Source organism: Streptomyces zaomyceticus, assembly GCF_014656215.1.
Lineage (GTDB): Bacteria > Actinomycetota > Actinomycetes > Streptomycetales > Streptomycetaceae > Streptomyces > Streptomyces zaomyceticus.
Genome location: NZ_BNBZ01000004.1, coordinates 261265 through 286737, shown reverse-complemented (window position 1 = coordinate 286737; position 25473 = coordinate 261265). Strand labels below are relative to the sequence as shown.

The following is a 25473-nucleotide window of genomic DNA, read 5'->3' as shown; positions in this document are numbered from 1 at the left end:
AAGTGCCCTTGCGGTCCGCTCGCACGCGAGGCGGGCCCTCTCCTGATCATGGTGGGGGACTGCCGGCCTCCCCGCCCGCCCACCGAGCGCGGTCTCGGTGCCCGCGGCCGGCCCGGGGCATCCTGGAGGCATGGACAGTGCCCCGATAGTCGTCCATCAGCCCTCCCCCACCGGCGGCAGGCGTGTCACCGCGCACGGCAGCATTCTGGGTCTCGCCCACAGCGACGAGGACGTCGTCGAGTTCCTCCGCCGCGCAGGCCTCCCCGACTCCGAGGATCTCCTCGACGACCCGGCCTGGGTGACGTGGCGGGGTGGCCGCGCTCACGAGTACAAGGCGGCCTGAGCGGCTCCGCCGCAGACCACACCGGCTCCGGGAGGCACCCCGGCACCCCTGGAGGGCGTAATGGAGTCCTGCCGACGCCCTCCGACCGGACCGGCGGGTTCAGGTGTGGGGCATTCGGCCGAACTCACGCGTGGCCGAATCAGCCCTGAGGTGTCATGGGAGCGTGACTGGGAACTTCGGCCTTCGACGCCCGCGCCGAACCGCGCGGCGAGGTGGTGCCGATCGGCGGAGGCGTCCGGCGAGTGACCGAGCCGCACCGAACGGCGGTGCGGGAGAACGCGCTCACTGGCTCGGACTCGCCGTGGCAGCTCTGCCGGGTGTCGCCGCGGTCGTCGCCGTGCTGTTCACCTGGGTGACAGTGGGACAGGCCAAGGATGAGATCCGGCTCGCGGAGCACGGCCAGATCACCAACCGATTCAACGTCGCGGTTCAGAATCTGGGGTCCACGACTTTGGACGTCCGCCTCGGTGGCATCTACGCGCTCCAACGCATCATGCAGGACTCGACCCGCGACCAGCCGACCATCGTCGCAGTCCTGTCGGCGTATGTGCGCGAGCACGCTCCCGATCCGAAGGGGGCGCTCACGGGGGTCGATCACAGGCCCTCCACGGACATCCAGGCGGCTGCGACCGTACTGGCCGGGCGAAACCCGGACCCGGACGCGGATGCCGTGGTCGACCTGCAGTCCTCCGATCTCCGGGCTGTGCGGTTGGACCACCCGCGTCTCGGAAGCGCCAACCTCGCTTACTCCGACCTGAGGTTCGCCGTCCTGTCGCACGCGGATCTTTCAAAGGCGCACATCGGCCATGCTTCCCTCAGTGGCGCGGATCTCGCCGACTCGCAGCTCGGCGAAGCAGATCTGCGCGGTTCGAAGCTCACCGGCACCCGTCTGATGCGCTCCGACCTCCGCGGGGCGGATCTCAACGGTGCGGAGCTCGCCGATGCCCGCCTCGCAGGGGCGAACCTCTCCCGGGCCGACCTCACCGGCGCGGACCTCATCGGCGCCGACCTCTCGGGCGCCGACCTCTCGGGGGCGAACCTCACCGACGCCGACCTGACACACGCGAACCTCGCCGGAGCGAACCTCGCCGGAGCGAACCTCGCCGGAGCCGATCGAACGAGGACGAAGTTCACCACCGAGGAGGACTGGTCCTTCCCCGTCCAACCCTGACGCAGGAGCCCCTGCCTCGACCGGCTGGGCTCCAGGGAGTGTGTAAGGTGCACGCCACCCGTGACGGACAGACCGTCCGCAGGGCACAAGGGGTGGGATGCATGAGGACGTTGTGGGCCTGTGGCCTGGTACTGAGCATGATCGGCCTGGCAGGGTGCACCGGCGCCGCGCAGGACTCGAAGGGCGAACCGCAGACCCCGAAGCCCTCCCCGGTCATGATCGCCATCAGTGGCAGGGTGCAGGTCCTCCTGTCCACCGACGGCACCGGCCCCGGGACGGGCGAGCCCTGCACGCCCCCGCAGGGCGCCAAGGCCCAGGCCGGGATGGCGGTCCGCGTGACGGACGGGAGCGGCACGGCGCTCGGGGCCCAGAAGCTCGCGGCAGGCCGCACCACGGGCTCCGCGCTCAAGGGGTGCGCGCTCGACTTCTCGTTCAAGGTCTCCGGTGCGTCCGAGCACTACAAGCTGATCATCGGGGAATTCCCGCCGATGACGTACACCCGCGAGGACATCCGCCGCGGGCTCTCCTTCTACGAGACGGAGCAGGGCACGCTGGCCGAGCAGTAGACCGCGCGGTCGGCGTTCAGGGGGCCGGTGACCTGGGCTGGGTCCGTGGGATGCGGTGGGTGAAGAAGAGTGCCACCACGGACGCGCCGGCGAGGATCGCCAGGGCGGCTCTCAGGCCGTCCAGGCGGGCGGCCTCGTTCGCCTCCAGGGCGGCGTCGGCGACCTCCGGGCTCGTGCCCGCGTCTTCGAGGGCGGTCGTCAGCTGGGCGTCCGAGAGGAACGGGACACCGCTCTGCAGCTCCACGACGGCCTGGCTCTTGACCTCGGCCGGGATCGCCTCGTTCCGCTCCACGGCGCCCAGGAACGAGGACGTGAGCGCGGCGATCATCAGCGAACCGGCGAGCGCCGTGCCGATCGAGGCGCCGAGGTTGGTGACGGCGTTCTGGATGCCGCCGACCTCCGCGCTCTCCCGGTCCGGCACCGCGGAGACCGTCACCGATCCGAGCTGCGACGCCAGCGCCCCCATCCCGAACCCGATGAGCAGCAGCGGGACCGTCACGATCTCCGCTCCCGCCTCCGCGTCCAGCGCCGCCATCAGGGCGACCGCGCCGGCCAGCAGCGCCACCACCCCGAGCCGTACCACCCGCCGCGGCGAGACGTCCGGGAGGAAGCGCGGGATCAGGACCGCGGCGGCCAGCAGCGTCAGCGAGAGCGGCAGGATCCGCGCGCCCGTCTGCAGTGCGGACAGTCCGAGGGCCACGGACAGGTAGAGCGGGACGACGAAGAAGACGCCCATCTGCACGAGGTACTGGAAGAAGAACATCGTCAGCCCGCCGGTGAGCTGCCTGTTGTGCAGCAGGGCCGGGTGGACGAGCGGCTCCCTGCCCTGCTTGACCAGCCGGGCCTCCCAGTGGAGGAACAGGTACACCAGGAGCAGTCCCGCCATCATCAGCCACACGGTCATCGACACACCGATCCAGGCGGGTGCGTCGGGCTTCGGCTGGAGCCACCCCCACTCGTCCGAGCGCAGCACGCCGTAGACGAAGATCCCGAGACCCAGGGCCGACAGGACGGCACCGACCAGGTCGATCCTCGGGCGTTCGTCGTCGACGGCGTCGGCGATGCGGCGGGCGAACACCAGGATGACGAGCACCACCAGGACCTCGCCCGCGAAGACCCAGCGCCAGGAGAAGTAGGTCGTGGCCACACCGCCGATCAGCGGACCGAGCGCGATGGCCACGGCGCCCGCCGCCGCCACGATCCCGTACGCGGCAGCCCGGCGCTCGGTGACGAAGTTGCCGGCCACCAGCGCCACGATCGACGGCAGGATGAGCGCCGCCCCGATGCCTTCGAGGAACGCCCAGCCGAGCAGCAGCACGGGGAGGTTCGGGGCGAGCGCCGTGGTCAGCGAACCGCAGCCGTAGATCGCGCAGCCGATCATGAACGCGCGCCGGCGGCCGATCAGCACCCCGACCTTGCCCCCGGGGATCATGAACATCGCCATCACCAGCGTGTACGCGGTGATGGCGCCCTGGATCCCCGTCACCGTCGTGTCCACGTCGTCGGCCACGGTCGCGATCGACACGTTCATGACGGAGCTGTCGAGGGCCATCAGGAACTGGCCGGCCGCGAGCGTCAGCAGGACGAGAGTTGGCCCTGCGGGTGCGCCGTCGGCGCCTGCCTTGGGTGACATGAGCACATTGTCACCATCTGCCGGTCCTTCGGCTCGGCGAGCCGACTCCGCGCGGGTACGAGGAAGGGCCCGCCACCCCGGAGGGTGACGGGCCCTTGTGTCCCGCGCGTACGGATCAGGCCGAACCGACGAAGATCACGAACAGCAGCCACACGACCGGCGCGGTCGGCAGCAGCGAGTCCAGCCGGTCCATGATCCCGCCGTGACCCGGCAGCAGGGTGCCCATGTCCTTGATGCCCAGGTCACGCTTGATCATCGACTCGCCGAGGTCGCCGAGCGTCGCGCTCGCGGCCACCGCGAGACCCAGCAGCAGACCCTGCCACCAGATCCCGTCTTCGATCATGAACTGCATGCAGAGCGCGCCCGCCGCCATCGCGAAGGCCACCGCCCCGAACAGACCCTCACGGGTCTTCCCGGGGCTGATCCTCGGCGCCAGCTTGCGCTTGCCGAAGCGCCAGCCGATCGCGTACGCACCCGTGTCGCTGACCACCGTCAGCACCAGGAACGTCAGCACCCGCTCCGGGCCGTCGTCGGCGGTGAGCATCAGCGCCACGAACGTCGCCAGGAACGGCACGTAGAACGCCGCGAACACACCCGCCGTGACGTCCTTCAGATAGCCCTCGGGAGGCTCCGTCATCCGCCAGACGAGCACGGCCAGCGCGGTGAGCGCCATCGCCACCCAGGCGCCCTCGGGCCCCCGGACGTAACCGGCGACGACCATCGCCGCGCCGCCGACCGCGAGCGGCACCAGCGGAGCCTTGATCCCCTTGCGCTCCTGGAGACGCGAGGTCAGCTCCCACAGCCCGACCACCACGGCGACCGCTATCACCCCGACGAACGCCGGCGGCCAGATGTACAGAGACGCGATGATGACGGCCCCGAGACCGACCCCGACTCCTATGGCCGCGCCCAGATTGCGCCCCGCGCTCTTCTTCTGCCGTGGCGCCGGCGGCGCGGGCGGCGGAGGCGGGGTGGGGCTGGGCATGGGCTCCTGCGGGTGCTCGTGCGGCGTCTCGTCACGGAACAGGGGACCGCTCGGGTGAGCGGCCCCCCGACCGTGACCGTCCTGGAATCCGCCGGCGGGAACGTCGGGCACGATGGGCATGGGCCGAGTCTGCGCCGCCTGATGCCGATCGTATGCGGGACCCGCCGGGGCGGGCCCCTGGTCGGGTCCCCCACGGCCGGAACCGGCCGGGGCACCCCAGGAAGAGTCGTTCATCAGACCTCGAGCAGCTCGGCTTCCTTGTGCTTCAGCAGCTCGTCCACCTGCGAGACGTACTTCGCGGTGGTGTCGTCGAGCTCCTTCTCGCCGCGGCGGCCCTCGTCCTCGCCGACCTCGCCGTCCTTGACGAGCTTGTCGATGGTCTCCTTGGCCTTGCGGCGGACCGAGCGGATCGAGATCTTCGAGTCCTCGGCCTTGCCCTTGGCGACCTTGATGTACTCCCGGCGGCGCTCCTCCGTCAGCTCGGGGAACACCACCCGGATGATGTTGCCGTCGTTGCTCGGGTTGACGCCGAGGTCCGAGTCACGGATCGCCTGCTCGATGTTGCGCAGCGCGCTCTTGTCGAACGGGGTCACCACGGCCATCCGCGGCTCCGGGACGGAGAAGGACGCCAGCTGGTTGATGGGGGTGATGGCACCGTAGTAGTCCGCCACGATCTTGTTGAACATCGCCGGGTGCGCACGGCCGGTGCGGATCGCGGCGAAGTCCTCCTTGGCGACCACGACGGCCTTCTCCATCTTCTCCTCGGCCTCGAGGAGGGTCTCTTCGATCACCACATGCTCCTGCGTGTCGTCGCGTTGTGTCCTGCACGGTGTACGACCGGCAGGGCTCTGTCCATCCCCTTGCGGGGCGGTTCCCCGGTTCGGGTCAGGCCCGGGTGCCCTGGTCGCTCACGAGCGTGCCGATCTTCTCACCCTTCACCGCGCGAGCGATATTGCCCTCGGTGAGCAGTTCGAAGACGAGGATCGGGAGATTGTTGTCCCGGCACAGGGTGATGGCCGTGGCGTCGGCGACCTTGAGGTCGCGGGAGAGCACCTCGCCGTACTCCAGTGCGTCGAACTTGACCGCGTCGGGGTTGGCCTTCGGGTCGGAGTCGTAGACGCCGTCCACGCCGTTCTTGCCCATCAGGAGCGCCTCGGCGTCGATCTCCAGGGCTCGCTGTGCGGCGGTGGTGTCCGTGGAGAAGTAAGGCATGCCCATGCCCGCACCGAAGATGACCACACGGCCCTTCTCCAGGTGGCGCACGGCGCGCAGCGGGATGTACGGCTCGGCGACCTGGCCCATGGTGATGGCGGTCTGGACGCGGGAGTCGATGCCCTCCTTCTCCAGGAAGTCCTGGAGGGCGAGGCAGTTCATCACGGTGCCGAGCATGCCCATGTAGTCGGAGCGGGCCCGGTCCATGCCGCGCTGCTGGAGTTCGGCGCCGCGGAAGAAGTTGCCGCCGCCGATCACCACCGCGATCTCCGCGCCGTCGCGGACGACGGCCGCGATCTCACGCGCGATGGCGTGCACGACATTGGGGTCGACGCCCAGGCCCGTACCGCCGGAGAAGGCTTCTCCGGACAGCTTCAGCATGTAGCGGCCGACCTTCTTGCCGTTGTTGTCGTCGCCCTGTACGGCGTCCTGGTTCATGGAGATCTCCTCGTGCACATACATACGAAGGAGGCCATTGCCTTGGGTCCTCGCGGTATCCCGTGCGGCAATGGCCTCCTCGTCAGATCTGCGGTCGTCCTGCGCGTGCGCGGACGACTGCCTCAGACCCTACCGGGGTCCGGTGTCCGTCGCGTTCGCGTACGGACTCAGATGCCGACCTTGATGCGGGTGAAGCGCTTCAGGGTGACACCGGCCTCGTCCAGGATCTGCTGGACGGACTTCTTGTTGTCAAGGGCGTACGGCTGACCGAGCAGCGTCGCGTCCTTGAAGAAGCCGTTCACGCGACCCTCGACGATCTTCGGGAGCGCGGCCTCGGGCTTGCCCTCGGCGCGGGTGGTCTCCTCGGCGACGCGACGCTCGGTCTCGACGACCTCGGCCGGAACGTCCTCACGGGTGAGGTACTTCGGCGCGAAGGCGGCGATGTGCTGGGCGACACCCTTGGCGACGGCGGCGTCGGCCTTGTCGAACTCGACGAGGACACCGATCTGCGGCGGGAGGTCCGGCATCGTGCGGTGCATGTACGCGAAGACGAAGCCGTCGGCGTACTGCGCGAAGCGGTCCAGGACGATCTTCTCGCCGAGGTTGGCGTTGGCCTCGTCGACGAACGCCTGCACGGTCTTGCCGGCCTCGATCTCGGAGGCGAGCAGCGCCTCGAGGTCGGCCGGGGCGGTGGCGGCGACGTGCGCGGCGAGCTGGTTGGCGACGGCCTGGAACTTGTCACCCTTGGCGACGAAGTCCGTCTCGCACTTCAGCTCGACGAGGACACCGGAGGTGTTGTCGTCGGCGATGAGGGAGACCACGGCGCCGTTCTCGGCGGAGCGGCCCTCGCGCTTGGCGACACCCTTCTGGCCCTTGATGCGCAGGGCCTCGACGGCCTTGTCGACGTTGCCGTCGGCCTCGTCGAGGGCCTTCTTGCAGTCCATCATGCCGGCGCCGGTGAGCTCGCGGAGCTTCTTGACGTCAGCGGCGGTGTAGTTCGCCATGAGTCTGTTTCTCTCTCGAAGTCTGAAAGATCGGGCGGGTCCACGGGTGGACGGCGGGGGCTTCGTGGGCCCCCGCCGTCGTCACCCGAAGGTCCTGAAGGGTCAGGCCTGCTCGGCGTCCGCGGCCGGAGCCTCGGCCTCGGCCGGAGCCTCGGCCTCGGCGACGACCTCGGTGACCTCGGCAGCCTCGGCGTCCGCGACCTTCTCGGTCTCGGCGGAGGTCTGGACCTCGGCGTCGTCGGCCTTCTTCTCGCCCTCGAGCAGGTCGCGCTCCCACTCGGCGAGGGGCTCGCCGGCGGCCTTCTCGCCCGGCTTCGAGTCGCCGGTCGCGGCGCCGGAGCGGGCGATGAGGCCCTCGGCGACGGCGTCGGCGATCACGCGGGTGAGCAGGGTGACGGAGCGGATCGCGTCGTCGTTGCCCGGGATCTTGTAGTCGACCTCGTCGGGGTCACAGTTGGTGTCGAGGATCGCGACGACCGGGATCTTCAGCTTGCGCGCCTCGCCGACGGCGATGTGCTCCTTCTTGGTGTCCACGATCCAGACGGCGCTGGGAACCTTGGACATCTCGCGGATACCACCGAGGGTCTTCTCCAGCTTGGCCTTCTCGCGCGAGAGCACGAGAAGCTCCTTCTTGGTGAGACCGGAAGCGGCGACGTCCTCGAAGTCGATCTGCTCGAGCTCCTTGAGGCGCTGCAGACGCTTGTAGACGGTGGAGAAGTTGGTGAGCATGCCACCGAGCCAACGCTGGTTGACGTACGGCATGCCGACACGCGTCGCCTGCTCGGCGATGGCCTCCTGGGCCTGCTTCTTCGTACCGACGAACATGATGGAGCCGCCGTGCGCGACGGTCTCCTTGACGAACTCGAAGGCGCGGTCGATGTACGACAGCGACTGGAGCAGGTCGATGATGTAGATGCCGTTGCGCTCGGTGAAGATGAAGCGCTTCATCTTCGGGTTCCAGCGACGGGTCTGGTGACCGAAGTGGACGCCGCTCTCCAGCAGCTCCCGCATCGTGACGACGGCCATGGCCGTATCTCCTTGGGTTTCTCGGTTGTGTTCCTGACGCCCCGACGCGCCATGCCCACGAGGGACCGAAAGGCGCTGCCACGGCCGGTGAGGGAAGTGGCGGGGCGTGCGAAGTCGACCCGGTGACCCGGGTCGCCATAGGAAGTGTACGGGACCCCGGGAGCGACGGGTGACGGCACTGTCCACAACCCGCGAGTAGTCCACAGAAACCCTCGCCGACCCCTATGAACCGGACAGCGCGGAGAGCCTTTCCCCATGCGCCTCACGACTCTGGTCCTCGCCCTGGGCCTGCTCTGGCCGGTCGGCCCGCCGCCCCCGGAGATCATCCGCGGCTGGCACCCTCCGCCCGGCCCCTATGCCGCCGGCCACCGGGGCATCGACCTCGCCGCCCCACCGGGCACCCGGGTCCTCGCCCCCGCCGCGGGGACCGTCACCTTCGCGGGCCCCGTCGGCGGCCGCGGAGTCCTCACCCTCACCCTGCCCGGCACGGGCGCTCCCCCGCTGCGCACCACCTTCACCCCGGTGACCCCGCTGGTGAGGGCCGGCACCCGGGTCCCCGCCGGCACTCCGATCGCGCAGGTCGCCCAGGTCGCCCCGGGCTCCCCGGCCGCCCACTGCCCGCGGAGCTGCCTCCACTGGGGGCTCCTCAGGGGCGACCGCTATCTGAACCCGCTGCTCCTGACGAAGCGCGCCCCGTCACGCCTCCTGCCGGTCGGCGACCGACGGGCCGGTCGCGCGCACGGACACATGGCACACATACACCCGTACACCGGCGTACGGATGTACGGAGTTACGGACGTACAGATGCGGACGATCAGGCCGGCGAGCCGTTGACCCCGTGGAGGGCCATCGTGACCGCCGCCTCGGCGATCTCCGTCGGGTCCTCGGCCGCGCCGAGCTCGATCCGGCGGACGGCGGCGTCGACGACGCCCTGGAGGAGCATGGCGCCGAGCCTCGGGCGGGGCTGGCCGAGGGCCGCGAGCGCTTCGACGATCATGGCGACGAGGCCGCCGTGTGCCGCGCGGATCTTCTCGCGGGCGCCGTCGTCGAGCTCGCTCGCCGAGATGGCGACGACGGCACGGTGGCGCCGGTCACCGACCAGCTCCAGCTGCTTGCGGACATAGGCCTCGACCTTGCCCTGGGGGGTCTCCGCACCGTCCATGGCCACCTCGACCTCGGCGGCCCAGACGGGGAAGTCGACGGCGCACAGCTCTTCGACGACGGCCGCGCGCGATCGGAAGTACTCGTACACCGAGGAGCGGGCGAGGCCCGTGCGCTCGGCGAGTGCGGGGAAGGTCAGCGCCTCCGTACCGCCCTCGGACAGCAGGGAACGCGCGGCGTCCAGGAGGGCGCCGCGCTGCATCGTCCGGTGCTCGGCCACCGAGGCCGCTCGAATCCTGGGCACGGCTCCACTGTACGACCGGCTCGCGCCGGTCAGCGTCCGACGTCGGCCAGCTTCGCGCGGAGCTGGAGGACGGACTTGGTGTGGATCTGGCTGACGCGGCTCTCCGTGACGCCGAGGACGTGGCCGATCTCGGCGAGCGTGAGGCCCTCGTAGTAGTAGAGCGTGACGACGGTCTTCTCGCGCTCGGGGAGGGTGTTGATGGCACGGGCGAGCAGTCGGCGCAGCTCGCGGTCCTCGGCCACCTCGACGGGGTTGTCGGCGGCCGTGTCCTCCAGGGTGTCCATGAGGCTGAGCCGGTCGCCGCCCTCACCGCCGACGTGCAGCAGCTCTTCGAGGGCGACGACGTTCGCCAGGGACAACTGGCTGAAAACCGCGTGCAGTTCCTCCAGCGTGATCTCCATCTCGGCCGCGACCTCGGTCTCCGAGGGAGTGCGCCGGAGCTGGGCTTCGAGGGTGGCGTAGGCACGCTCGACGTTGCGGGCCTTCTGGCGGACGGAGCGCGGGATCCAGTCGAGGGCGCGGAGTTCGTCGATCATGGCGCCGCGGATGCGGGTGATGGCGTACGTCTCGAATTTGATGGCGCGCTCGACGTCGAACTTCTCGATGGCGTCGATGAGGCCGAAGACGCCGGAGGAGACGAAGTCGGCCTGTTCCACGTTGGACGGCAGCCCGACGCTGACTCGTCCGGCGACGTATTTGACGAGGGGCGAGTAGTGCAGGATCAGCTGCTCCCGCAGCCGCTCGTCGCCGGTGTCCTTGTACGACCGCCACAGTTCGTCGAGGGAGGTCGGTGCGGGTGGTCGCACGGTGCCCCGGGCTGCTGGGGGCACCGCAGCGCGGTCAGACCCGGAGGTGTGCTGGGGCATGCGTTGCCTTGAGCCGTTCTGCCGTCGGGTGCGTCGGTGTGGGTGCGGGTGTCCTGGACGGAATTCTGGTGAGCGTAGCGTGAGTGCGCGGTCGCGGTGCGCGAACGTCGGTGGATCGCGCCGCTCCGGGTGGACGCCGTCGGTCACATCTTCGAACCCGGGCCGTGGCGCGTGTCGGCCCCTCGGGTGCGGCCGAGAGAACTCGATTGTTCATCGCCTTCACCCTTTCACCCGAATGCTCCAGGTCAAGTACCGCCTCGCCGCGCGTTCGAAGCGGGAGTCGTCGCGTTCGTCAACCTCCAGCCGTCTCCGTGCCGCTCCGCGAAGCCGAGGGAGTGGAGTTCGTACAGCTTGGCGAGGGTGTCGTCGGGGGTGGTTCCGGCCCGCTGGGCGATGACGGTGGCGGGGGTGGGGCCGCGGGCGGGGACGGCTTCGAGGACGTGCGCCGTGGCGGGGGCGAGCAGGTCGCGGGGAAGGACGGGTCCTCGGCGCGCCGGGGCGAGCTGGCCCATGTCGCCGATGAGTTCGACGACCTCGTCGGCGTCGGTGACGAGGGTGGCGTCGCCGCGGAGGAGCTCGTGGACTCCGGCGGAGAGGGCGCTGGTGACGGGGCCGGGGACGCCCATGGTGTGGCGGCCGAGGCGGGCGGCGGCGCGGGCGGTGGCGAGGGAGCCGCTGCGGTGCTGGGCCTCGACGACGACGGTGCCTCGGGTGAGGGCGGCGATGACCCGGTTGCGGAGGATGAAGCGGCTGGGAGTGGGGTGGCTTTCCGGTGGCAACTCCCCGATGACCAGGCCCTGTTCGGTGATGCGTCGGATGAGCTGGTCGTGGCCGCGGGGGTAGGGGGTGTCGACGCCGCAGGCGAGGACGGCGACGGTGGCTCCGCCCGCGGCCAGTGCGCCGCGGTGGGCGGCGCCGTCGATGCCGTAGGCGGCGCCCGAGACGACGACCCAGCCGTGGCGGGCGAGGCCGGTGGCGAGGTCGGCGGCGGTGTGGGCGCCGTAGGGGGTGCAGGCGCGGGCGCCGACGAGGGCGACGGAGCGCAGGGCCCAGGTGCGGAGGTCGGCGGGGCCCCGGACCCAGAGACCGAGGGGCCGGGCGTCTTCGAGGTCGTCGAGTTGACGGGGCCATTCGGTGTCGCCGGGGACGAGGAAGCGGCCGCCGAGCTCGTGGACGGTCGTGAGGTCGCGGGCCGGGTCGGCCGCGGTGGCGCGGAGTCGCCAGGAGGCGACGCGTTTGTGCCCGGTGCCGGGGAAGGGGTCGGTGCCGGTGTCGTCGCCCCGGGTGGGGTGGAGCAGTCGGTCGAGGAAGCCGGTGGCTCCGTAGCGGCGGAGCCACCGGCCGGCGTGTTCGTCGCCGGGTTCGACGGTCCGGCTGAGTGCGGCGCGGGCCAGCCGCTCGTCGGGGGATGCCGGGGTGGGAAGAGGGACGGGGACGGGGGTGTTCATGCGCGTTCTCCGGCCGCTACGGGCACCCCGCGGGTGATGCCGGTGCGCAGTTCGAGGGCGAGGGCGATGTCCTGGCTGTCGGGCCGGTCGTGCCCGGCGAGGTCGGCGACGGTCCAGGCCACGCGGAGGACCCGGTCGAGGCCGCGGGCGGTGAGGTGTCCGCGTTCGATGTCGCGTTCGGCGGCGGCGAGGGCTCCGGGTGCGGCGTGGTAGCGGGTACGGAGTTCGTGGCCGGGGATGTGGCTGTTGACGCTCCAGGGGGTGTCGGCGAGGCGGGCAGCGGCGCGGGCGCGGGCCTCGTGGACGCGGGCGGCGACGGCCGCGGTGGATTCGCCGCGGTCGCCCTGGCCGAGGAGGTCGGCGCGGGTGACGGGTTCGACGTCGACGCGCAGGTCGACGCGGTCGAGGAGGGGTCCGGAGAGGCGTGCCTGGTATCGGCGGACGACCGCGGCGGGGCATTCGCAGCCGGCACCGTGCCTGCTGTGCCGTCCGCAGGGACAGGGGTTGGCGGCGAGGGCGAGAAGGAAGCGGGCGGGGAGGCGTACGACTCCGGCGGCGCGGGCGATGACGACGTGTCCGGATTCGAGGGGCTGCCGGAGGGCGTCGAGGGCTTTTCCGGAGAATTCGGGGGCTTCGTCGAGGAAGAGGATGCCGCGGTGTGCGAGGGAGACGGCGCCGGGCCTGGGGAGGCCGTTCCCGCCGCCGACGAGGGACTGCATGGTGGCGGAGTGGTGGGGTGCGCAGTAGGGGGCGCGGCGGACGAGGGGTTCGCCCGGCGGGAGGATCCCGGCGACGGAGTGGACGGCGGTGACTTCGAGGGATTCCTGTCGGGTGAGGGGCGGGAGGATGCCGGGGAGGCGCTCGGCGAGCATGGTCTTCCCGGCGCCGGGCGGGCCGGAGAGCAGGAGGTGGTGGCTGCCGGCGGCGGCCACCTCCAGGGCGCGGCGGGCGCGGTGCTGGCCGGCGACGTCTGCGAGGTCGGGCCCTTCGGCGGGGTCGGCGGGGGTGGAGCCGAGGCCGGTGCCGAGGGCGGCGCCGGGGACGAGGAGCCCGGCGAGCATGGCGTCGGGCCGGCCGGCCTCGGTGGGTTCCTCCTCGGGGACGGGTTCGTCGGTGAGGACGGCGATGAGTTGACGGAGGCTCCGGACGCCGAGGACGGAGACCCCGGGGACGAGGGCAGCCTCGCCGGCGGTCTGTTCGGGGACGACGACGTGGTGGTATCCGGCGTCCGCGGCGGCGAGGACGGCGGGGAGGATGCCGCGGACGGGGCGGACGCGTCCGTCGAGGCCGAGTTCGCCGATGAGGACGAGGTCGGCGATGGCGCGGGGGTCGATGCGTTCGGCGGCGCCGAGTACGGCGGCGGCCACGGCGAGGTCGAATCCGGATCCGCCCTTGGGGACGGACGCCGGACTGAGTCCGACGGTGAGTTTCTTCTGGGGCCATTCGGCGCCGGAGTTGACGATGGCGGCACGGACCCGGTCGCGGCTCTCGGTGAGGCTCTTGTCGGGGAGGCCGACGAGGGTGAAGGCGGCGACGCCGGGTTCGAGGTCGGCCTGGACTTCGACGACGACGCCCTCGACGCCGACGAGGGCGACGGAGCACGTGCGGGCGAATCCCATGTCAGGCCACCCCCTGGGCGTGGGTGAGGACGGGGGCGCCGCGGCGCGGCAGGACGATGCCGACGAGGTCGATGCGGACGCCGCCCGGTGGGGCGGGGGTGGCGTGGTGGTCGAGCCAGCAGGCGGCGAGACGGCGGAGCCGGTCGGCCTTGCGGGGTGTGACGGCGGCCATCGGGTGCTCGTAGCCGCCGTGGCGTCGGGTCTTGACCTCGCAGATGACGAGGGTGTCGGCGTGGCGGGCGACGATGTCGATCTCGCCGGTGCGGCCGCAGCGCCAGTTGCGGGCGAGGATGTGCATGCCGGTCGCGGTGAGCAGGCGGGTGGCGAGCTCTTCGCCGTACCGTCCGAGTGCTTGGGTCTTGTTCATACGAGACCACCTCCGTCACCGACTGTGACGGAGGTGGTGGAATCGCGTGTGACGCTGTGGACGGCCGGGAGCCTGTGGAGAACCCGCTCACTCCTGAGGGTGAACGGGCGTCCTCGTGCGTGCGGCGGTTCGGCGGGTCAGCTGCCCGGGAGTTCGAGGTCGCTCTTGTTGAGCTCCTCGATGTTCACGTCCTTGAAGGTGAGGACGCGGACCTGCTTGACGAACCTGGCAGGCCTGTACATGTCCCAGACCCAGGCGTCGGCCATGCTGACTTCGAAGAAGACCTCGCCCTGGACCGAGTGCACCTGCATCTCGTAGTCGTTGGTGAGGTAGAAGCGCCGCTCGGTCTCGATCACGTATTTGAACAGCCCGACGACATCGCGGTACTCCCGGTAGAGCTTCAGCTCCATCTCGGTCTCGTACTTCTCGAGGTCCTCGGCGCTCATGGCATGTTCCCCTTCAGCCGTGCGTCCCCCTATTGTGCGCCAGCCGAACGCGCCCCTAAACGATTTCCGGGGCGAGAACCACCGGTGCACTCGGAGGTCCCTCGTCGAGCAGCGTGCGCAGCAGCTCGGCGAGTCTGGTCGGGTACACCGTCTCACGGGCCGCCGACAGTTCGGCGGAGGTCCACCATCTCAGGCCCGCGAGGCTGCGGTTCTCCAGTTCGGTGAGGGCCTGGGGCCGGGGTGCGGCCTCGGTGCGGCGGGTGCGGGCGAGGTAGTACCACTCGTCCTGGTCCCAGCGGCGTCCGTCGAAGGGGAAGGAGCAGTACCGCGTCCAGAGCACGGGCCCGAGCTCGATGTCGGTGATGCCGGTCTCCTCGGCGAGCTCGCGCCGCGCCGCCTCTTCGCGGCTCTCGTCGCCCTCCAGACCGCCGCCGGGGGTGAACCACCAGGTCCGGCCGGGGTCGTCGGGTTCGTAGCCGTGGAGGAGGAGGATGCGGTCGTCGGGGTCGAGCAGCACGACCCGGGCGACCCGGCGCGATTCGGTCCGCGGGTCGCCCCCCGGTTCCCTCTGGTCGTCGTCGGGTTCCGTCCGGGCCCCGGGCCCTGACGCGGAGTCCGTCATGTGCGTGCCTTCTCCTTCTCCCCCGCCCGCGTTCCCGCCCCGCGTCGCTTCGTGAACAGTCGTACCACCGGCCCGTACGCGCCCCCGGCCAGGACGAGCAGGGCTCCTGCCCCGATCGCGGTGAGGAGGGGGCGTACGGGTCCGGGCTCCGAGATCCCGCCCGGGAGCCCGGCGAAGCCCTTCGGGGGCTCCAGGAGGCCCTTGACGGGCCAGACGACCGCGTCGACCCTCGCGACGACGCTGGAGCGGGGCACGGTGCCCTGTCCGGCTTCCTGCATGTGGGTACGGGAGTCGAGGGAGGTGTGCCGGTCGTCGCCGAGGAGGAAGAGGTTGCCCTCCGGGACGGTGACGGAGAACTCGGTGCCGGAGGCGATGATCCGCCCGCTCGGTCCCGGACGCAGGTAGGGCTCGTCGACGGCCTCGCCGTTCACGGTGAGGTGTCCGTCCCGGTCGCAGCAGGCGACAGTGTCGCCGCCGACGGCGGCGACCCGCTTGACCATGGGCGCGTCGCCCCAGAGCGGGTCGGTGAAGACGACGACGTCCCCGCGTCGTACCTCCTCGCCGTCGACGCGCTGGGCGAGGATCTTCGATCCGACGTCGAGGGTGGGGGTCATGGAGTCGGTGGGGACGGAGTACGGCTGGTAGAGCAGGGCTCCCCAGACGAAGCCGCCGAGGAAGAGCACACAGCCGACGGCCACGGCCAGCCCCGACAGTGCGCTGCCGAGGCGGCCGTGGCCGCTGGTGGTCCGTATGTTTCCGCTCATGTGCGCACCCCGCAGGTCTGTCGGCGGACCGCTGGTCTGTCGACGGTCCGGGACGGCACCCTACCCGCGGGTCACTACTCGGCGGTATGCCGTGCGGCGAGCTTCTTCCGGCGCCACAGCACCAGCGGGAGCGCTCCGGCGAGGCCGGCGGCGCCGAGGGGGGCGGCGCTCATGGCCTTGTTGAGCGCGGGGTTGTCGAAGATCTCGGGCACGGGGAGGGTGGCCCAGCGGGTGACGGGCCAGGCGATCACGACGGCGCGGCCCACGACCTCGTCGTTGGAGACGGTGCCGCCGCCGGGGAGCTGCTGGTGGAAGCGGGAGTCCAGCGAGTTCTGGCGGTTGTCGCCCATGACCCAGATGCGGTTCTCGGGGACCTTGATCGGGCCGAAGGAGTCCTGGCAGGGGACGGAGCCGGGGTAGAGGTACGAGGTCTCGTCCAGGGGAACGCCGTTGAGAACGACCTTGCCGCCCTCCTTGCAGGAGACGGTGTCGCCGCCGACGGCGATGACCCGCTTGATGAGGTCCTTCTCCTCGGCGGACGGCATGAGGCCGATGAAGCTGAGGAACTTCTGGACGACGTTGGGCGTGGGCGCGGTCTGGCCCTCGAGCCAGCCGCCCGGGTCGTGGAAGACGACGACTTCGCCGCGCTCGGGCTCGGAGCCGAACCAGGGGGTCAGTTTGTCGACGAGGACCCGGTCGCCCTTCTGGAGGGTGTTCATCATCGATTCCGAGGGGATCGAGAACGCCTGCACCAGGAAGGTCTTGATCAGCAGGGCGAGGACGAGCGCGATGCCGACGAGGAGGGGCAGTTCCTTCCAGAAGGAACGCTGCTTCTTGGGGGTCCGCCCGGAGCCGCCCGCCGCTTCGTCGCCGCCGTCACCGTCGCCCGGCGTACCACCGCCGGGCGGGTTCGCCTGCTGGTCACCCGTCACGTCGTCACCCGTCGTGTCTTCGCCGAAGGCCCCGCCGGCCCTCTTGTCGGGCTCATCGTGTCCGGATCGTGCGCCGACGGCCAAATCCCCCACATCCACTCCTCAGTCCGTGCGAACGCCTGCCCCGGAACAGGGACAGGCCCACCACTCCCATAACGAGCAGAAGTTCCGCAGGGGTCGGGAGCCCGGGGAATCCGTTCAGATTCCGCTGGGACACACTATGCGACAGACCGAGCGCGGACTCGGAACTCGTACTGCCGTCCGGCACGGCGGCGAAGGTCTCGCGTTCCTCCAGGCCACGCCAGTGTCCGACCGGCCAGGCGATCACCACGGCGCGTCCCACGACCTGCTCCTCGGAGACGGTTCCGTGGTCCTTCTCGTCGAGGTGGAAGCGGGAGTCCGCGGAGTCGGAGCGGTGGTCGCCGAGGACGAAGATCCGGCCCTGCGGGACCTTCACCTCGAAGGGGATCGTGGACGGCTGGTTCCCGGGGTGCAGGTACGGCTCGTTCAGGGGTACGCCGTTGACGGTGATCCGGCCGTCCTCGCCGCAGCAGCGGACGGTGTCGCCGCCGACGGCGACGACGCGTTTGATGAGGTCCCGGTCGTCGGCGGAGGGCAGCAGTCCGATGAAGGTGAGGGCCTGCTTGGCCTGCTTGATGCCGACGGGGTCGTCGGCGGGCGGGGTGGCCTCCTGCTGGAGCCAGTTGCCGGGGTCCTTGAAGACGACGACGTCGCCGCGCTGGGGGCGGGAGCCGAACCAGGGGGTGAGCTTGTCGACGAGCACCCGGTCGGAGATGCGGATCGTCTGTTCCATGGAGCCGGACGGGATGACGAACGCCTGGACGAGGAAGGTCTTGAGGACGAGGGCGATGAGCACGGCCACCGTGACCAGGAGGGGGATCTCGCGGATCGCGGAGCGCTGTCGGCGGCGTTTGACCTTGCGGGCGAGCCTGCGCCGCTCGGCCCGCCCCGGCAGGGGCGCGGCCTGGGCGGGTCCCCGGTCGGCGCCATGGCCGGCGCCGCCGGGCGGTCGTCCTCGGTCGGCACCGTGGCCGGCGGCGCCGGGCGGTCGTCCTCGGCTACCCATGGGGCCCTGCCCCGTGTCCGCCGGCCGGAGCGGCCGGCACGGCGTCGAAGGCCTCGGTCCCGGGCAGGGTCGACCAGCGGTCGAAGGGCCAGGCGATCCAGTCGGCCCGGCCGACGACCTTGTCGACGGGGACCATGCCGCCGCCGGGGTTCCCGAGGTGGTCGCGGCTGTCGCTGGACTGGCTGCGGTGGTCCCCCATGACCCAGAGCCGGCCCTGCGGGACCACGATGTCGAAGGGGACGCTGGACGGCTGGTCGCCGAGCATCACGTACCGCTCCTCGACGGGGACGCCGTTGACGGTGAGCCGGCCGTTCTTGTCGCAGCAGACCACCCGGTCGCCGCCGATGCCGACGACCCGCTTCACGAAGTCGGTCTCGTCGGGTTCGGCGAGCCCGAGGGCGGCCGCGCCGTCGTGGAGGAGCCCGGTGACGGGGTTGCCGCGGGGCTGTTCCCTGACGAAGGATCCGGTGCCGTCGAAGACGACGACGTCACCGCGGCCCGGCTCACTGCCGAAACGGTACGCCAGCTTGTTGACGAGGATGCGGTCGCCGACCTGGAGCGTGGGCTCCATGGAGCCGCTCGGGATCAGGAAGGGCTGCAGCACGAAGTGGCTCAGGAGCAGCAGGAACGCCACGCAGGCGCCGCCGACGAGGGCGGTGCGCCGCCAGGAGGGCGTACTGCTGCTGTCCTCGGAAACGCGCGCGGAGCGCGACCCGTCCTCCGTGTCGGAAGACGGGTCGCGCTCCGTGTGCTGTGCTTCGGTGTCCATCGGGGGCAGAGCCTATCCGGCCTGCCTGTGCGAGGGCTCGGAAGCGTCGAGCGTGCCGGGAGCCGAAGCTCAGCGGTCGCGCTTCTCCTTGATCTTGGCAGCCTTGCCGCGCAGCTCGCGCAGGTAGTAGAGCTTGGCGCGACGGACGTCACCGCGGGTCACGAGCTCGATCTTCTCGAAGATCGGGCTGTTCACCGGGAAGGTGCGCTCGACGCCGACGGAGAAGGAGACCTTGCGGACCGTGAAGGTCTCGCTGACGCCCGAACCCTGGCGGCGGATGACGACGCCCTTGAACTGCTGGATACGGGAGCGGCTGCCCTCGATGACACGCACGTGGACGTTCACGGTGTCGCCGGGACGGAAGGCGGGGAGGTCGGAGCGGAGCGAACCCGCGTTGACCTGGTCGAGCAGGGAGGCCATGGAGGTCTCTTTCCTCGCTGATGCCACAGGTCATCAGCGGTACGTTCGAGGATGATTCGGATCGCCGTCCGCTCCTGGCGGCGTCTTCCCCCTGTGGCAGGGGCGCGCGCCGGACGGACGACAGCGGCCTATTCTTCCACGTCGTGGAGCTTGCGCCAAAATCGGCCGCCGGGCTCGGGGGCCCAGCCCATCATGGAGAGGATCTCGCGGTCCTTCTTGTCGAAGGCGGCGGGGTCGCAGCGCTCGATGAGATCGGGCCGGTGGGCGGCGGTGCGGCGGAAGGCCTCGTCGCGTCGCCAGCGGGCGATCCTGCCGTGGTGCCCGCTCAGGAGGACGTCGGGGATTCCCCGGCCGCGCCACTCGGGGGGCTTGGTGTAGACGGGGCCCTCCAGCAGGTTGGCCATGGCGCCGGGGGCGAAGGAGTCGTCCCGGTGGGACTCGGCGTTGCCGAGGACGCCGGGGAGCAGGCGGGCGACGGCCTCGGTGACGACGAGGACGGCGGCCTCTCCGCCGGCCAGGACGTAGTCGCCGATGGAGACCTCGTAGACGGGCATCCGGGTGGCGTACTCGTCCATGACACGGCGGTCGATGCCCTCGTAGCGGGCCGGGGTGAAGATCAGCCAGGGCCGCTCGGAGAGCTCGACGGCGAGCTCCTGGGTGAAGGGGCGGCCGCTGGGGGTGGGGACGACGAGGACGGGGCCGTGGGCGCCGCCCTCGTAGCCGTCGGCGAGCGTCTGGTCGAGCGCGTCGCCCCAGGGGTCGGTCTTCATGACCATGCCGGGGCCGCCGCCGTAGGGGGTGTCGTCGACGGTGTTGTGCCGGTCGTACGTCCATTCCCGCAGGTCGTGGATGTGGACGTCGAGCTGTCCGCGCGCACGGGCCTTGCCGACCAGGGAGACGTTCAGCGGTTCGAGGTACTCGGGGAAGATCGTGACGACGTCGAGCCTCATGCCGTCTCCTCGCCGGACTTCTCGGCGGAGCCCTCACCGGTCTTCTCGGTGGAGCCTTCGCCCGCGTCCTCGTCGGACTCGTCCCGGGTGGAGACGATCTCGGCACGGTCGTCGATCAGGCCGGGCGGCGGGTCGATGACGGCCCGCTGCTCCTCCAGGTCGATCTCGGTGACGATCTCCCCGACGAACGGGATCATCAGCTCGCTGCCGTCGGGGCACTCGACGATGAAGAGGTCCTGGGACGGCAGGTGGGAGATCTCGATGATGCGGCCGACCTCGGTGCCGTCGGCGAGCACCACGTCCAGGTCGATGAGCTGGTGGTCGTAGTACTCGTCCTCCTCCTCGGGCATCTCCGTGGGGTCGACCTCGGCGATGAGGAGGGTGTTGCGCAGGGCCTCGGCGCCGGTGCGGTCGCGGACGCCCTCGAAGCGCAGCAGCAGCCTGCCGCTGTGCACCCGGCCGGTCTCGATGGTCAGCGGCCCGGCGGTGGCCGGATCCGTGAACAGGACGGCACCGGGTCCGAGCCTGAGCTCGGGCTCGTCCGTGCGCACCTCGACGGTGACCTCGCCCTTGATGCCGTGGGCGCGGCCGATCCGCGCGACTACCAACTGCACTGCTCCACACTCTCCTGTCACACGGTTCGTACGACGCGAACGACAACGGGCCGGGGTGGGCTCGTAAGCCCTCCCCGGCCCGTGCCGGCACTACTAAGGTGATGCTGCCGGCCTGCTCAGCGGACCTGGTCCACGTCGACGAGGTCGACCCGGATGCCACGACCGCCGATGGCGCCCACGACGGTGCGCAGCGCACGCGCGGTGCGGCCGTTGCGGCCGATCACCTTGCCGAGGTCGTCGGGGTGGACCCGGACCTCCAGCACGCGGCCACGGCGCAGGTTGCGCGAGGCGACCTGCACGTCGTCGGGGTTGTCGACGATGCCCTTCACGAGGTGCTCGAGAGCCTCCTCGAGCATGATCAGGCCTCGGTCGACTCGGTGGACGCGGCCTCGGCCTCGTCCGCCTTCTTGTCGGCCTTCTTGGCCTTCGGGGTGATGGCCTCACCCTTGTCGTCGCCGCCCTCGAGGGCCTTCGCGAACTCGTCGAACGAGGCGCGCTTGGCTTCCTTGGTCGCCGGGACGAGCAGGGCCTTCTCGGGGGCCGGGAGGCCCTTGGCCTTCTGCCAGTCGCCGGTGAGCTTCAGGATGGCGAGAACCGGCTCGGTCGGCTGGGCGCCGACGGACAGCCAGTACTGCGCACGCTCGGAGTCGACCTCGATACGCGACGGGTTGTACGTCGGGTGGTAGAGGCCGATCTCCTCGATCGCGCGACCGTCCCGACGGGTGCGGGAGTCGGCGACGACGATGCGGTAGTGGGGCTGGCGGATCTTGCCGAGGCGCTTGAGCTTGATCTTGACTGCCACTGGAGTGGTGTCTCCTGGTCTTGACGTGGTTGGGCACTTTGAGATGCCACGTGGGGTTGCGGTACTCGGATGCCCGATGGACGCGTCAGCCGGAGGAGAGAGGGGTCCTGTGCGACTGTCGAGTACAGCTAGCCATTGTGCCACACGCCTGGGGGGTGTCGTCCGGCCGGCCGCCCCCGGTCCGGCCCGGCCGACGGGTCACCCCCCGAGGGGTCAGCTCGCGGCGCCCACGGTCTCCGGAATGCGGAAGGGCTTGCCGCAGCCGCCGCAGACGATCGGGGCCTGGGCCAGGACCGACGGGACCACGCGCACGTTCCGCCCGCAGTCGCAGACGGCCTTGACGCGGACGCCGCCGCCCGAGGAGCCGTGCCGGGCGGCCGGTCCGCGGAAGGAGCGCTTGGTGTCGGCGGCGGTGGCCACCGTGTGGGCCTTGAGGGCGCGCTGGAGCCGCTCGATGGTCGGGCGGTAGCGCCGCCTCGCCTCGGGGTTGAGCGTGACCAGGGAGAAGCCGCTGCTGGCGTGCGGCTCCTCGGGGTGGTCGAGGCCCATCTCCTCGGCGATCGCGAGGAATCTGCGGTTGTGGTAGCGGCCGGCCCTGGAGGTGTCGCGGACACCCCGGGCTGCGGCGATGCCGTGGACTGCCTCGTGGAGCAGTCGTTCGAAGGAGAGTTCGGCGCCGCAGGCGGACGAGGACTCTCCGATCAGGGACTCGGGCGCGGCAAGATCGGGCAGCTCGGGGTGGTGCCGCTGAATGTCGGCCCACGCCTGTGCCAGCTCTGCGGCGAGAACAGGTGGTGTCGTGCTCACGTCGCGTACAACGAGCCGAAGTGCCCCCGGGTTCCATTCCGGGGCATCCCAAATAATTTGCACGTACCCGTCAGTTGCCGTTGATGTGTCGCGACGAGGGCCAGTGCGCCGATCTGCGGAGAAGCCACGCAGGGGGCGTCAAGCTGGTGCGTAGTAGCGCATACGCCCCGGCGCGTAGCCGTGGTGCGCGCGCCCCTGGGAAAGACGCTCCCCGAACCGGGCGGGGAGCCTGGCAGGGACATTACCGGGTCGGGGCGCGCCGTCGTGCGCCCACCCCTCTTCCGGACGAATCGGTGCGGTGCGAGCACTGGACGCGGCCCGGGATGCGCAGTTCCCTGACTACGGGGGGCTGTCGTCCGAGCACGGATTGGGGCACTTTTCCATGACACCTACGCTCGTCCCGCACCACCCCGCGCGCGACTGGGCCGAGATCCAGGAACGGATGCTCGCCCCGCTCTACGAGGCGGTGTACGACCGTCTCGGTGTGGGCGCCGGGACCCGGGTCCTGGGCCTCCGCTGCGGCTCCGGCCTGGCCCTTCTCATGGCCGCGGCGCGAGGCGCCCGGGTGGCCGGGGTGGACCGGGACCACGCGCGCGTGGAGCTGGCGAGGGAGCGGCTCCCGGAGGACGTGACGGTCACGGAGGAACCCCCGGAGGGTGTTCCGTACGACGTGGTCACGGCCTTCCACACGACGGACGGAATCCTCCCGGAGCTGGCGGCGCTCACCCGTACGGCGCAATCGGGCACGGTGGTCGTGCTCGCCGGATGGGGGCCGCCGGAGCGGTGTGCCTCGGAGCCGGTGCTGCGGGTCGGCGCCCGGCTCGCGGACCGCCGACCGCCCCTGCGGACCGACCTGGACGGTCTGGTGGCGGGTGCGGGGCTGCGGGTGGACGGCTCGGGGCGGGTGTCCTGCCCCTTCGGGTACGCGAACGAGGGCAGCGCGGTACGCGGGCTGCTGTCCACGGGGGCGTTCGACGAGGCCGTACGGGCCACCGAGCTCGCCCAGGTGGAGAAGGAGATCGAGGAGGCGCTCGCCCCGTACGTGCGCGGGGACGGCACGGTGTGGATGCCGAACGTCTTCCGTTACGTCGTCGCCCGGGTGCCGTAGGAGCGGGAGTCCGTCGGATGCGGAGGGCGCGGAGACCGGTCCCGACGGCGCGGAAGGCGCGGCGCCGGGACCGTCGGACCGGCGCGGGCCCCTCGTGGCGGGCTCAGTCCTCGCGGTCCGCGCGCGTGATGCCCGCCGCGCGGTAGGCGGCGGCCTCCTCCAGGGTCTCGTTCTCGAGGAGCGCGGCGGCCAGCGCGTCCAGCTGGTCACGGTGCTCACGGAGCTGGCGCAGGGCGCGCTCGTAGCACTCGTCGACGATGCGGCGCATCTCGGCGTCGACGGTGTCGAGGGTCGCGGGGGCCGCCGAGAGTCCGTATGCCTGCTGGGCGTCGCTCGGGATGGCGGTGAGACGGCCGACGCGCTCGCTCATGCCCCAGCGTCCCGCCATGCCCCGGGCGATGTTGGTGACCTGTTCCAGGTCGCTCTCGGCGCCGGTGGTGATCACTCCGAACACGACCTGCTCGGCGGCCATGCCGCCGAGGGCGCCGATGATCCGTCCGCGCAGATAGTCCTCGGTGTAGGCGTACCTGTCGGCGTCGGGGGTGGAGAGGGTGACGCCGAGGGCGCGGCCGCGCGGCACGATGGTGATCTTGCGGACCGGGTCGGCGCCGGGCTGGAGCATGCCGAGGAGGGCGTGGCCGCTCTCGTGGTACGCGGTGCGGCGGCGCTCCTCCGCGGGCATCACGAGCGGGCGTTCCGCGCCGAGCTGGACCTTCTCCAGGGCGTCGGAGAGGTCGGACCGCGTGACGGCCTTCTGGTCGCGCTTGACCGCGAGGAGGGCGGCCTCGTTGGCGAGGTTGGCGAGTTCGGCGCCGGTCATGCCGGGGGTGGTGCGGGCGACGTGCTCCAGGTCGACGTCCTTGGCGAGGGGGATCTCCCGGGTGTGGATCCTGAGGATGGCTTCGCGGCCGTCGCGGTCGGGCGGGTTGACGTGGACGATCCGGTCGAAGCGGCCGGGACGGGTGAGGGCGGGGTCGAGGACGTCGGCGCGGTTGGTGGCGGCGAGGACGATGACCCCTTCGGAGCCGGTGAAGCCGTCCATCTCGGTGAGGATCTGGTTGAGGGTCTGCTCGCGTTCGTCGTGGCCGCCCATGCCGGAGCCGCCGCCGCGGGCGCGGCCGATGGTGTCGATCTCGTCGATGAAGACGATCGCGGGGGCGACCTTGCGGGCCTCGGCGAAGAGTTCGCGCACCCGCGAGGCGCCGACGCCGACGATCATCTCGATGAACCCGGAGGCGGAGGCGGAGAAGAAGGGCACTCCGGCCTCGCCGGCGACGGCGCGGGCGAGGAGGGTCTTGCCGGTGCCGGGCGGTCCCGCGAGGAGCACACCGCGGGGCATCTTGGCGCCCATCTCACGGTAGGCCTGCGGGTTCTTGAGGAAGTCGACGACGTCGTTGAGTTCGCCCTCGACCTCGTCGATGCCGGCGACGTCGGCGAAGGTGGTGCGCTTGGCCCCGGCCTCCAGCTCGACGGGTTTGGGCGGGGTCTTGCGGCCGAGCATGCCGCCCGCGCCGCCCATGCCCGAGCTCATCCGGCGGGCGATGAACACCCACAGGAGGACGAGCAGCAGCATCGGTGCGAGGGAGATGAGGAGGTTGGCGAGGAAGCTGCGTTCCTGGACGACCGGTTCGGCGGTGACGACGACGTTCTGCTTGGTCAGCTGGGCCCAGAGGTCGTCGTCGGCGAAGGCGGGCCGCTGGGTGGTGAACTTGGTGTAGTCGCCGTCGCCGTCGGGGACGGGCTGCTTGTTCTTGAGCTGTCCCTGGATCGCGTCGCCCTTGGAGTAGATCTTGGTGACGTTCCCGGCGGCGACCTGTTTGTCGAACTCGGTGTACGAGATCGTCGGCCCGTCGCCGTCGTTGAAGAACGACAGGACGATGTTGGCGATCAGGTAGACGACCAGCGCGGTGAGGATGAGGCCGCCCCAGCCACCCGGCATCCGCCGCTTCGGCGACGGGGGCGGCGGTGCCCCTTCCGAGCGCCAGGGCTGGTCGGTCCGGTCGCGCGGGGGTACGGGGTTGGCCACGTGGCTCTCCTCGGGGCGGCTGTGGCCCCAGTATCGAAGAGCG

29 protein-coding genes are annotated in these 25473 nt (G+C 71.0%); 5 read left to right on the top strand and 24 right to left on the bottom strand.

Annotated elements, in window-relative coordinates; all coding sequences use genetic code 11:
- Positions 1 to 130 precede the first annotated feature (130 nt).
- From IE311_RS08425 to IE311_RS08415, 3 genes are all read left to right on the top strand, one after another.
- A complete protein-coding gene (locus tag IE311_RS08425; protein ID WP_189830935.1) occupies positions 131 to 343 on the top strand; it encodes a hypothetical protein in 213 nt (70 codons plus the stop codon).
- Between the two features lie 301 nt (positions 344 to 644).
- Positions 645 to 1514, top strand: a complete 870-nt coding sequence (locus tag IE311_RS08420; RefSeq protein WP_189830934.1) for a pentapeptide repeat-containing protein — start codon at positions 645 to 647, stop codon at positions 1512 to 1514.
- A gap of 101 nt (positions 1515 to 1615) precedes the next feature.
- On the top strand, positions 1616 to 2080 hold the full coding sequence (locus IE311_RS08415) for a hypothetical protein (RefSeq protein WP_189830933.1): 465 nt from the start codon (positions 1616 to 1618) through the stop codon (positions 2078 to 2080).
- 16 nt (positions 2081 to 2096) lie between these two features.
- Here the strand turns inward: IE311_RS08415 and IE311_RS08410 are convergent, their stop codons facing one another.
- The 6 genes from IE311_RS08410 to rpsB all read right to left on the bottom strand — a co-directional run bounded on the left by IE311_RS08410 (position 2097) and on the right by rpsB (position 8378).
- Complete coding sequence (locus tag IE311_RS08410) at positions 2097 to 3713, bottom strand: MFS transporter (protein WP_189830932.1); 1617 nt, start codon at positions 3711 to 3713, stop codon at positions 2097 to 2099.
- A 115-nt stretch (positions 3714 to 3828) separates the two neighbouring features.
- Positions 3829 to 4932: a phosphatidate cytidylyltransferase gene (locus IE311_RS08405; protein ID WP_189830931.1), complete on the bottom strand. Its 1104-nt coding sequence runs from the start codon at positions 4930 to 4932 to the stop codon at positions 3829 to 3831.
- Complete coding sequence (frr, locus tag IE311_RS08400) at positions 4932 to 5489, bottom strand: ribosome recycling factor (protein ID WP_073819003.1); 558 nt, start codon at positions 5487 to 5489, stop codon at positions 4932 to 4934. Before frr ends, IE311_RS08405 begins: the two co-directional genes overlap by 1 nt.
- 94 nt (positions 5490 to 5583) lie before the next feature.
- Complete coding sequence (pyrH, locus tag IE311_RS08395; RefSeq protein ID WP_189830930.1) at positions 5584 to 6348, bottom strand: UMP kinase; 765 nt, start codon at positions 6346 to 6348, stop codon at positions 5584 to 5586.
- Between the two features lie 167 nt (positions 6349 to 6515).
- Positions 6516 to 7352 (bottom strand): translation elongation factor Ts, encoded by an 837-nt coding sequence (gene tsf, locus IE311_RS08390; protein ID WP_148006367.1) that lies wholly within the window; start codon positions 7350 to 7352, stop codon positions 6516 to 6518.
- A 102-nt stretch (positions 7353 to 7454) separates the two neighbouring features.
- Positions 7455 to 8378, bottom strand: coding sequence for a 30S ribosomal protein S2 (gene rpsB, locus IE311_RS08385; protein ID WP_189830929.1), 924 nt, complete (start codon positions 8376 to 8378; stop codon positions 7455 to 7457).
- Positions 8379 to 8633: 255 nt separating this feature from the next.
- On the opposite strand from rpsB, the gene IE311_RS08380 reads away from it, so the two are divergent.
- Positions 8634 to 9212, top strand: a complete 579-nt coding sequence (locus IE311_RS08380; protein WP_189830928.1) for a murein hydrolase activator EnvC family protein — start codon at positions 8634 to 8636, stop codon at positions 9210 to 9212.
- On the opposite strand, the gene IE311_RS08375 is transcribed toward IE311_RS08380, so the two are convergent.
- The 17 genes from IE311_RS08375 to IE311_RS08295 all read right to left on the bottom strand — a co-directional run bounded on the left by IE311_RS08375 (position 9193) and on the right by IE311_RS08295 (position 22296).
- Positions 9193 to 9741, bottom strand: coding sequence for a TetR/AcrR family transcriptional regulator (locus IE311_RS08375; protein WP_189831040.1), 549 nt, complete (start codon positions 9739 to 9741; stop codon positions 9193 to 9195). The genes IE311_RS08380 and IE311_RS08375 overlap by 20 nt on opposite strands.
- 71 nt (positions 9742 to 9812) lie before the next feature.
- Positions 9813 to 10649: an RNA polymerase sigma factor WhiG gene (gene whiG, locus IE311_RS08370; RefSeq protein ID WP_189830927.1), complete on the bottom strand. Its 837-nt coding sequence runs from the start codon at positions 10647 to 10649 to the stop codon at positions 9813 to 9815.
- 245 nt (positions 10650 to 10894) lie between these two features.
- Positions 10895 to 12097 (bottom strand): DNA-processing protein DprA, encoded by a 1203-nt coding sequence (gene dprA, locus IE311_RS08365; RefSeq protein ID WP_189830926.1) that lies wholly within the window; start codon positions 12095 to 12097, stop codon positions 10895 to 10897.
- Positions 12094 to 13716, bottom strand: a complete 1623-nt coding sequence (locus tag IE311_RS08360; RefSeq protein ID WP_189830925.1) for a YifB family Mg chelatase-like AAA ATPase — start codon at positions 13714 to 13716, stop codon at positions 12094 to 12096. The genes dprA and IE311_RS08360 overlap by 4 nt, the downstream gene beginning before the upstream one ends.
- A 1-nt stretch (position 13717) precedes the next feature.
- Positions 13718 to 14083, bottom strand: coding sequence for a YraN family protein (locus tag IE311_RS08355; RefSeq protein ID WP_189830924.1), 366 nt, complete (start codon positions 14081 to 14083; stop codon positions 13718 to 13720).
- A 137-nt stretch (positions 14084 to 14220) separates the two neighbouring features.
- Positions 14221 to 14529 carry a DUF2469 domain-containing protein gene (locus IE311_RS08350; RefSeq protein ID WP_005311352.1) on the bottom strand — a complete coding sequence of 103 codons (309 nt, stop codon included), beginning with the start codon at positions 14527 to 14529 and terminating at the stop codon, positions 14221 to 14223.
- A 55-nt stretch (positions 14530 to 14584) separates the two neighbouring features.
- Positions 14585 to 15151, bottom strand: a complete 567-nt coding sequence (locus tag IE311_RS08345; RefSeq protein ID WP_229901786.1) for an NUDIX hydrolase — start codon at positions 15149 to 15151, stop codon at positions 14585 to 14587.
- Complete coding sequence (gene lepB, locus IE311_RS08340; protein WP_189830923.1) at positions 15148 to 15915, bottom strand: signal peptidase I; 768 nt, start codon at positions 15913 to 15915, stop codon at positions 15148 to 15150. Before lepB (IE311_RS08340) ends, IE311_RS08345 begins: the two co-directional genes overlap by 4 nt.
- 74 nt (positions 15916 to 15989) lie before the next feature.
- A complete protein-coding gene (gene lepB, locus IE311_RS08335; protein WP_189831038.1) occupies positions 15990 to 16931 on the bottom strand; it encodes a signal peptidase I in 942 nt (313 codons plus the stop codon).
- A complete protein-coding gene (gene lepB / locus IE311_RS08330; protein WP_229901785.1) occupies positions 16900 to 17934 on the bottom strand; it encodes a signal peptidase I in 1035 nt (344 codons plus the stop codon). The genes lepB (IE311_RS08335) and lepB (IE311_RS08330) overlap by 32 nt, the downstream gene beginning before the upstream one ends.
- Entirely contained in the window at positions 17927 to 18703 is a 777-nt protein-coding gene (gene lepB / locus IE311_RS08325) for a signal peptidase I (protein ID WP_189830922.1), read from the bottom strand. Before lepB (IE311_RS08325) ends, lepB (IE311_RS08330) begins: the two co-directional genes overlap by 8 nt.
- Before the next feature lie 69 nt (positions 18704 to 18772).
- A complete protein-coding gene (rplS, locus tag IE311_RS08320; RefSeq protein ID WP_053644504.1) occupies positions 18773 to 19123 on the bottom strand; it encodes a 50S ribosomal protein L19 in 351 nt (116 codons plus the stop codon).
- 128 nt (positions 19124 to 19251) lie between these two features.
- Positions 19252 to 20073, bottom strand: a complete 822-nt coding sequence (trmD, locus tag IE311_RS08315; RefSeq protein WP_189830921.1) for a tRNA (guanosine(37)-N1)-methyltransferase TrmD — start codon at positions 20071 to 20073, stop codon at positions 19252 to 19254.
- The gene (rimM, locus tag IE311_RS08310; RefSeq protein WP_189830920.1) at positions 20070 to 20687 is read right to left on the bottom strand and encodes a ribosome maturation factor RimM; all 618 of its coding nucleotides are present in this window, start codon (positions 20685 to 20687) and stop codon (positions 20070 to 20072) included. The genes trmD and rimM overlap by 4 nt, the downstream gene beginning before the upstream one ends.
- A 116-nt stretch (positions 20688 to 20803) precedes the next feature.
- Positions 20804 to 21043, bottom strand: coding sequence for an RNA-binding protein (locus IE311_RS08305; protein ID WP_005311361.1), 240 nt, complete (start codon positions 21041 to 21043; stop codon positions 20804 to 20806).
- Positions 21044 to 21045: 2 nt separating this feature from the next.
- On the bottom strand, positions 21046 to 21489 hold the full coding sequence (rpsP, locus tag IE311_RS08300; RefSeq protein WP_024755885.1) for a 30S ribosomal protein S16: 444 nt from the start codon (positions 21487 to 21489) through the stop codon (positions 21046 to 21048).
- Between the two features lie 213 nt (positions 21490 to 21702).
- Positions 21703 to 22296, bottom strand: coding sequence for a hypothetical protein (locus IE311_RS08295; RefSeq protein WP_024755886.1), 594 nt, complete (start codon positions 22294 to 22296; stop codon positions 21703 to 21705).
- Positions 22297 to 22678: 382 nt separating this feature from the next.
- On the opposite strand from IE311_RS08295, the gene IE311_RS08290 reads away from it, so the two are divergent.
- Positions 22679 to 23404, top strand: coding sequence for a class I SAM-dependent methyltransferase (locus IE311_RS08290; protein ID WP_189830919.1), 726 nt, complete (start codon positions 22679 to 22681; stop codon positions 23402 to 23404).
- Between the two features lie 103 nt (positions 23405 to 23507).
- On the opposite strand, the gene ftsH is transcribed toward IE311_RS08290, so the two are convergent.
- On the bottom strand, positions 23508 to 25430 hold the full coding sequence (ftsH, locus tag IE311_RS08285) for an ATP-dependent zinc metalloprotease FtsH (protein ID WP_189830918.1): 1923 nt from the start codon (positions 25428 to 25430) through the stop codon (positions 23508 to 23510).
- Between the last annotated feature and the right edge of the window lie 43 nt (positions 25431 to 25473).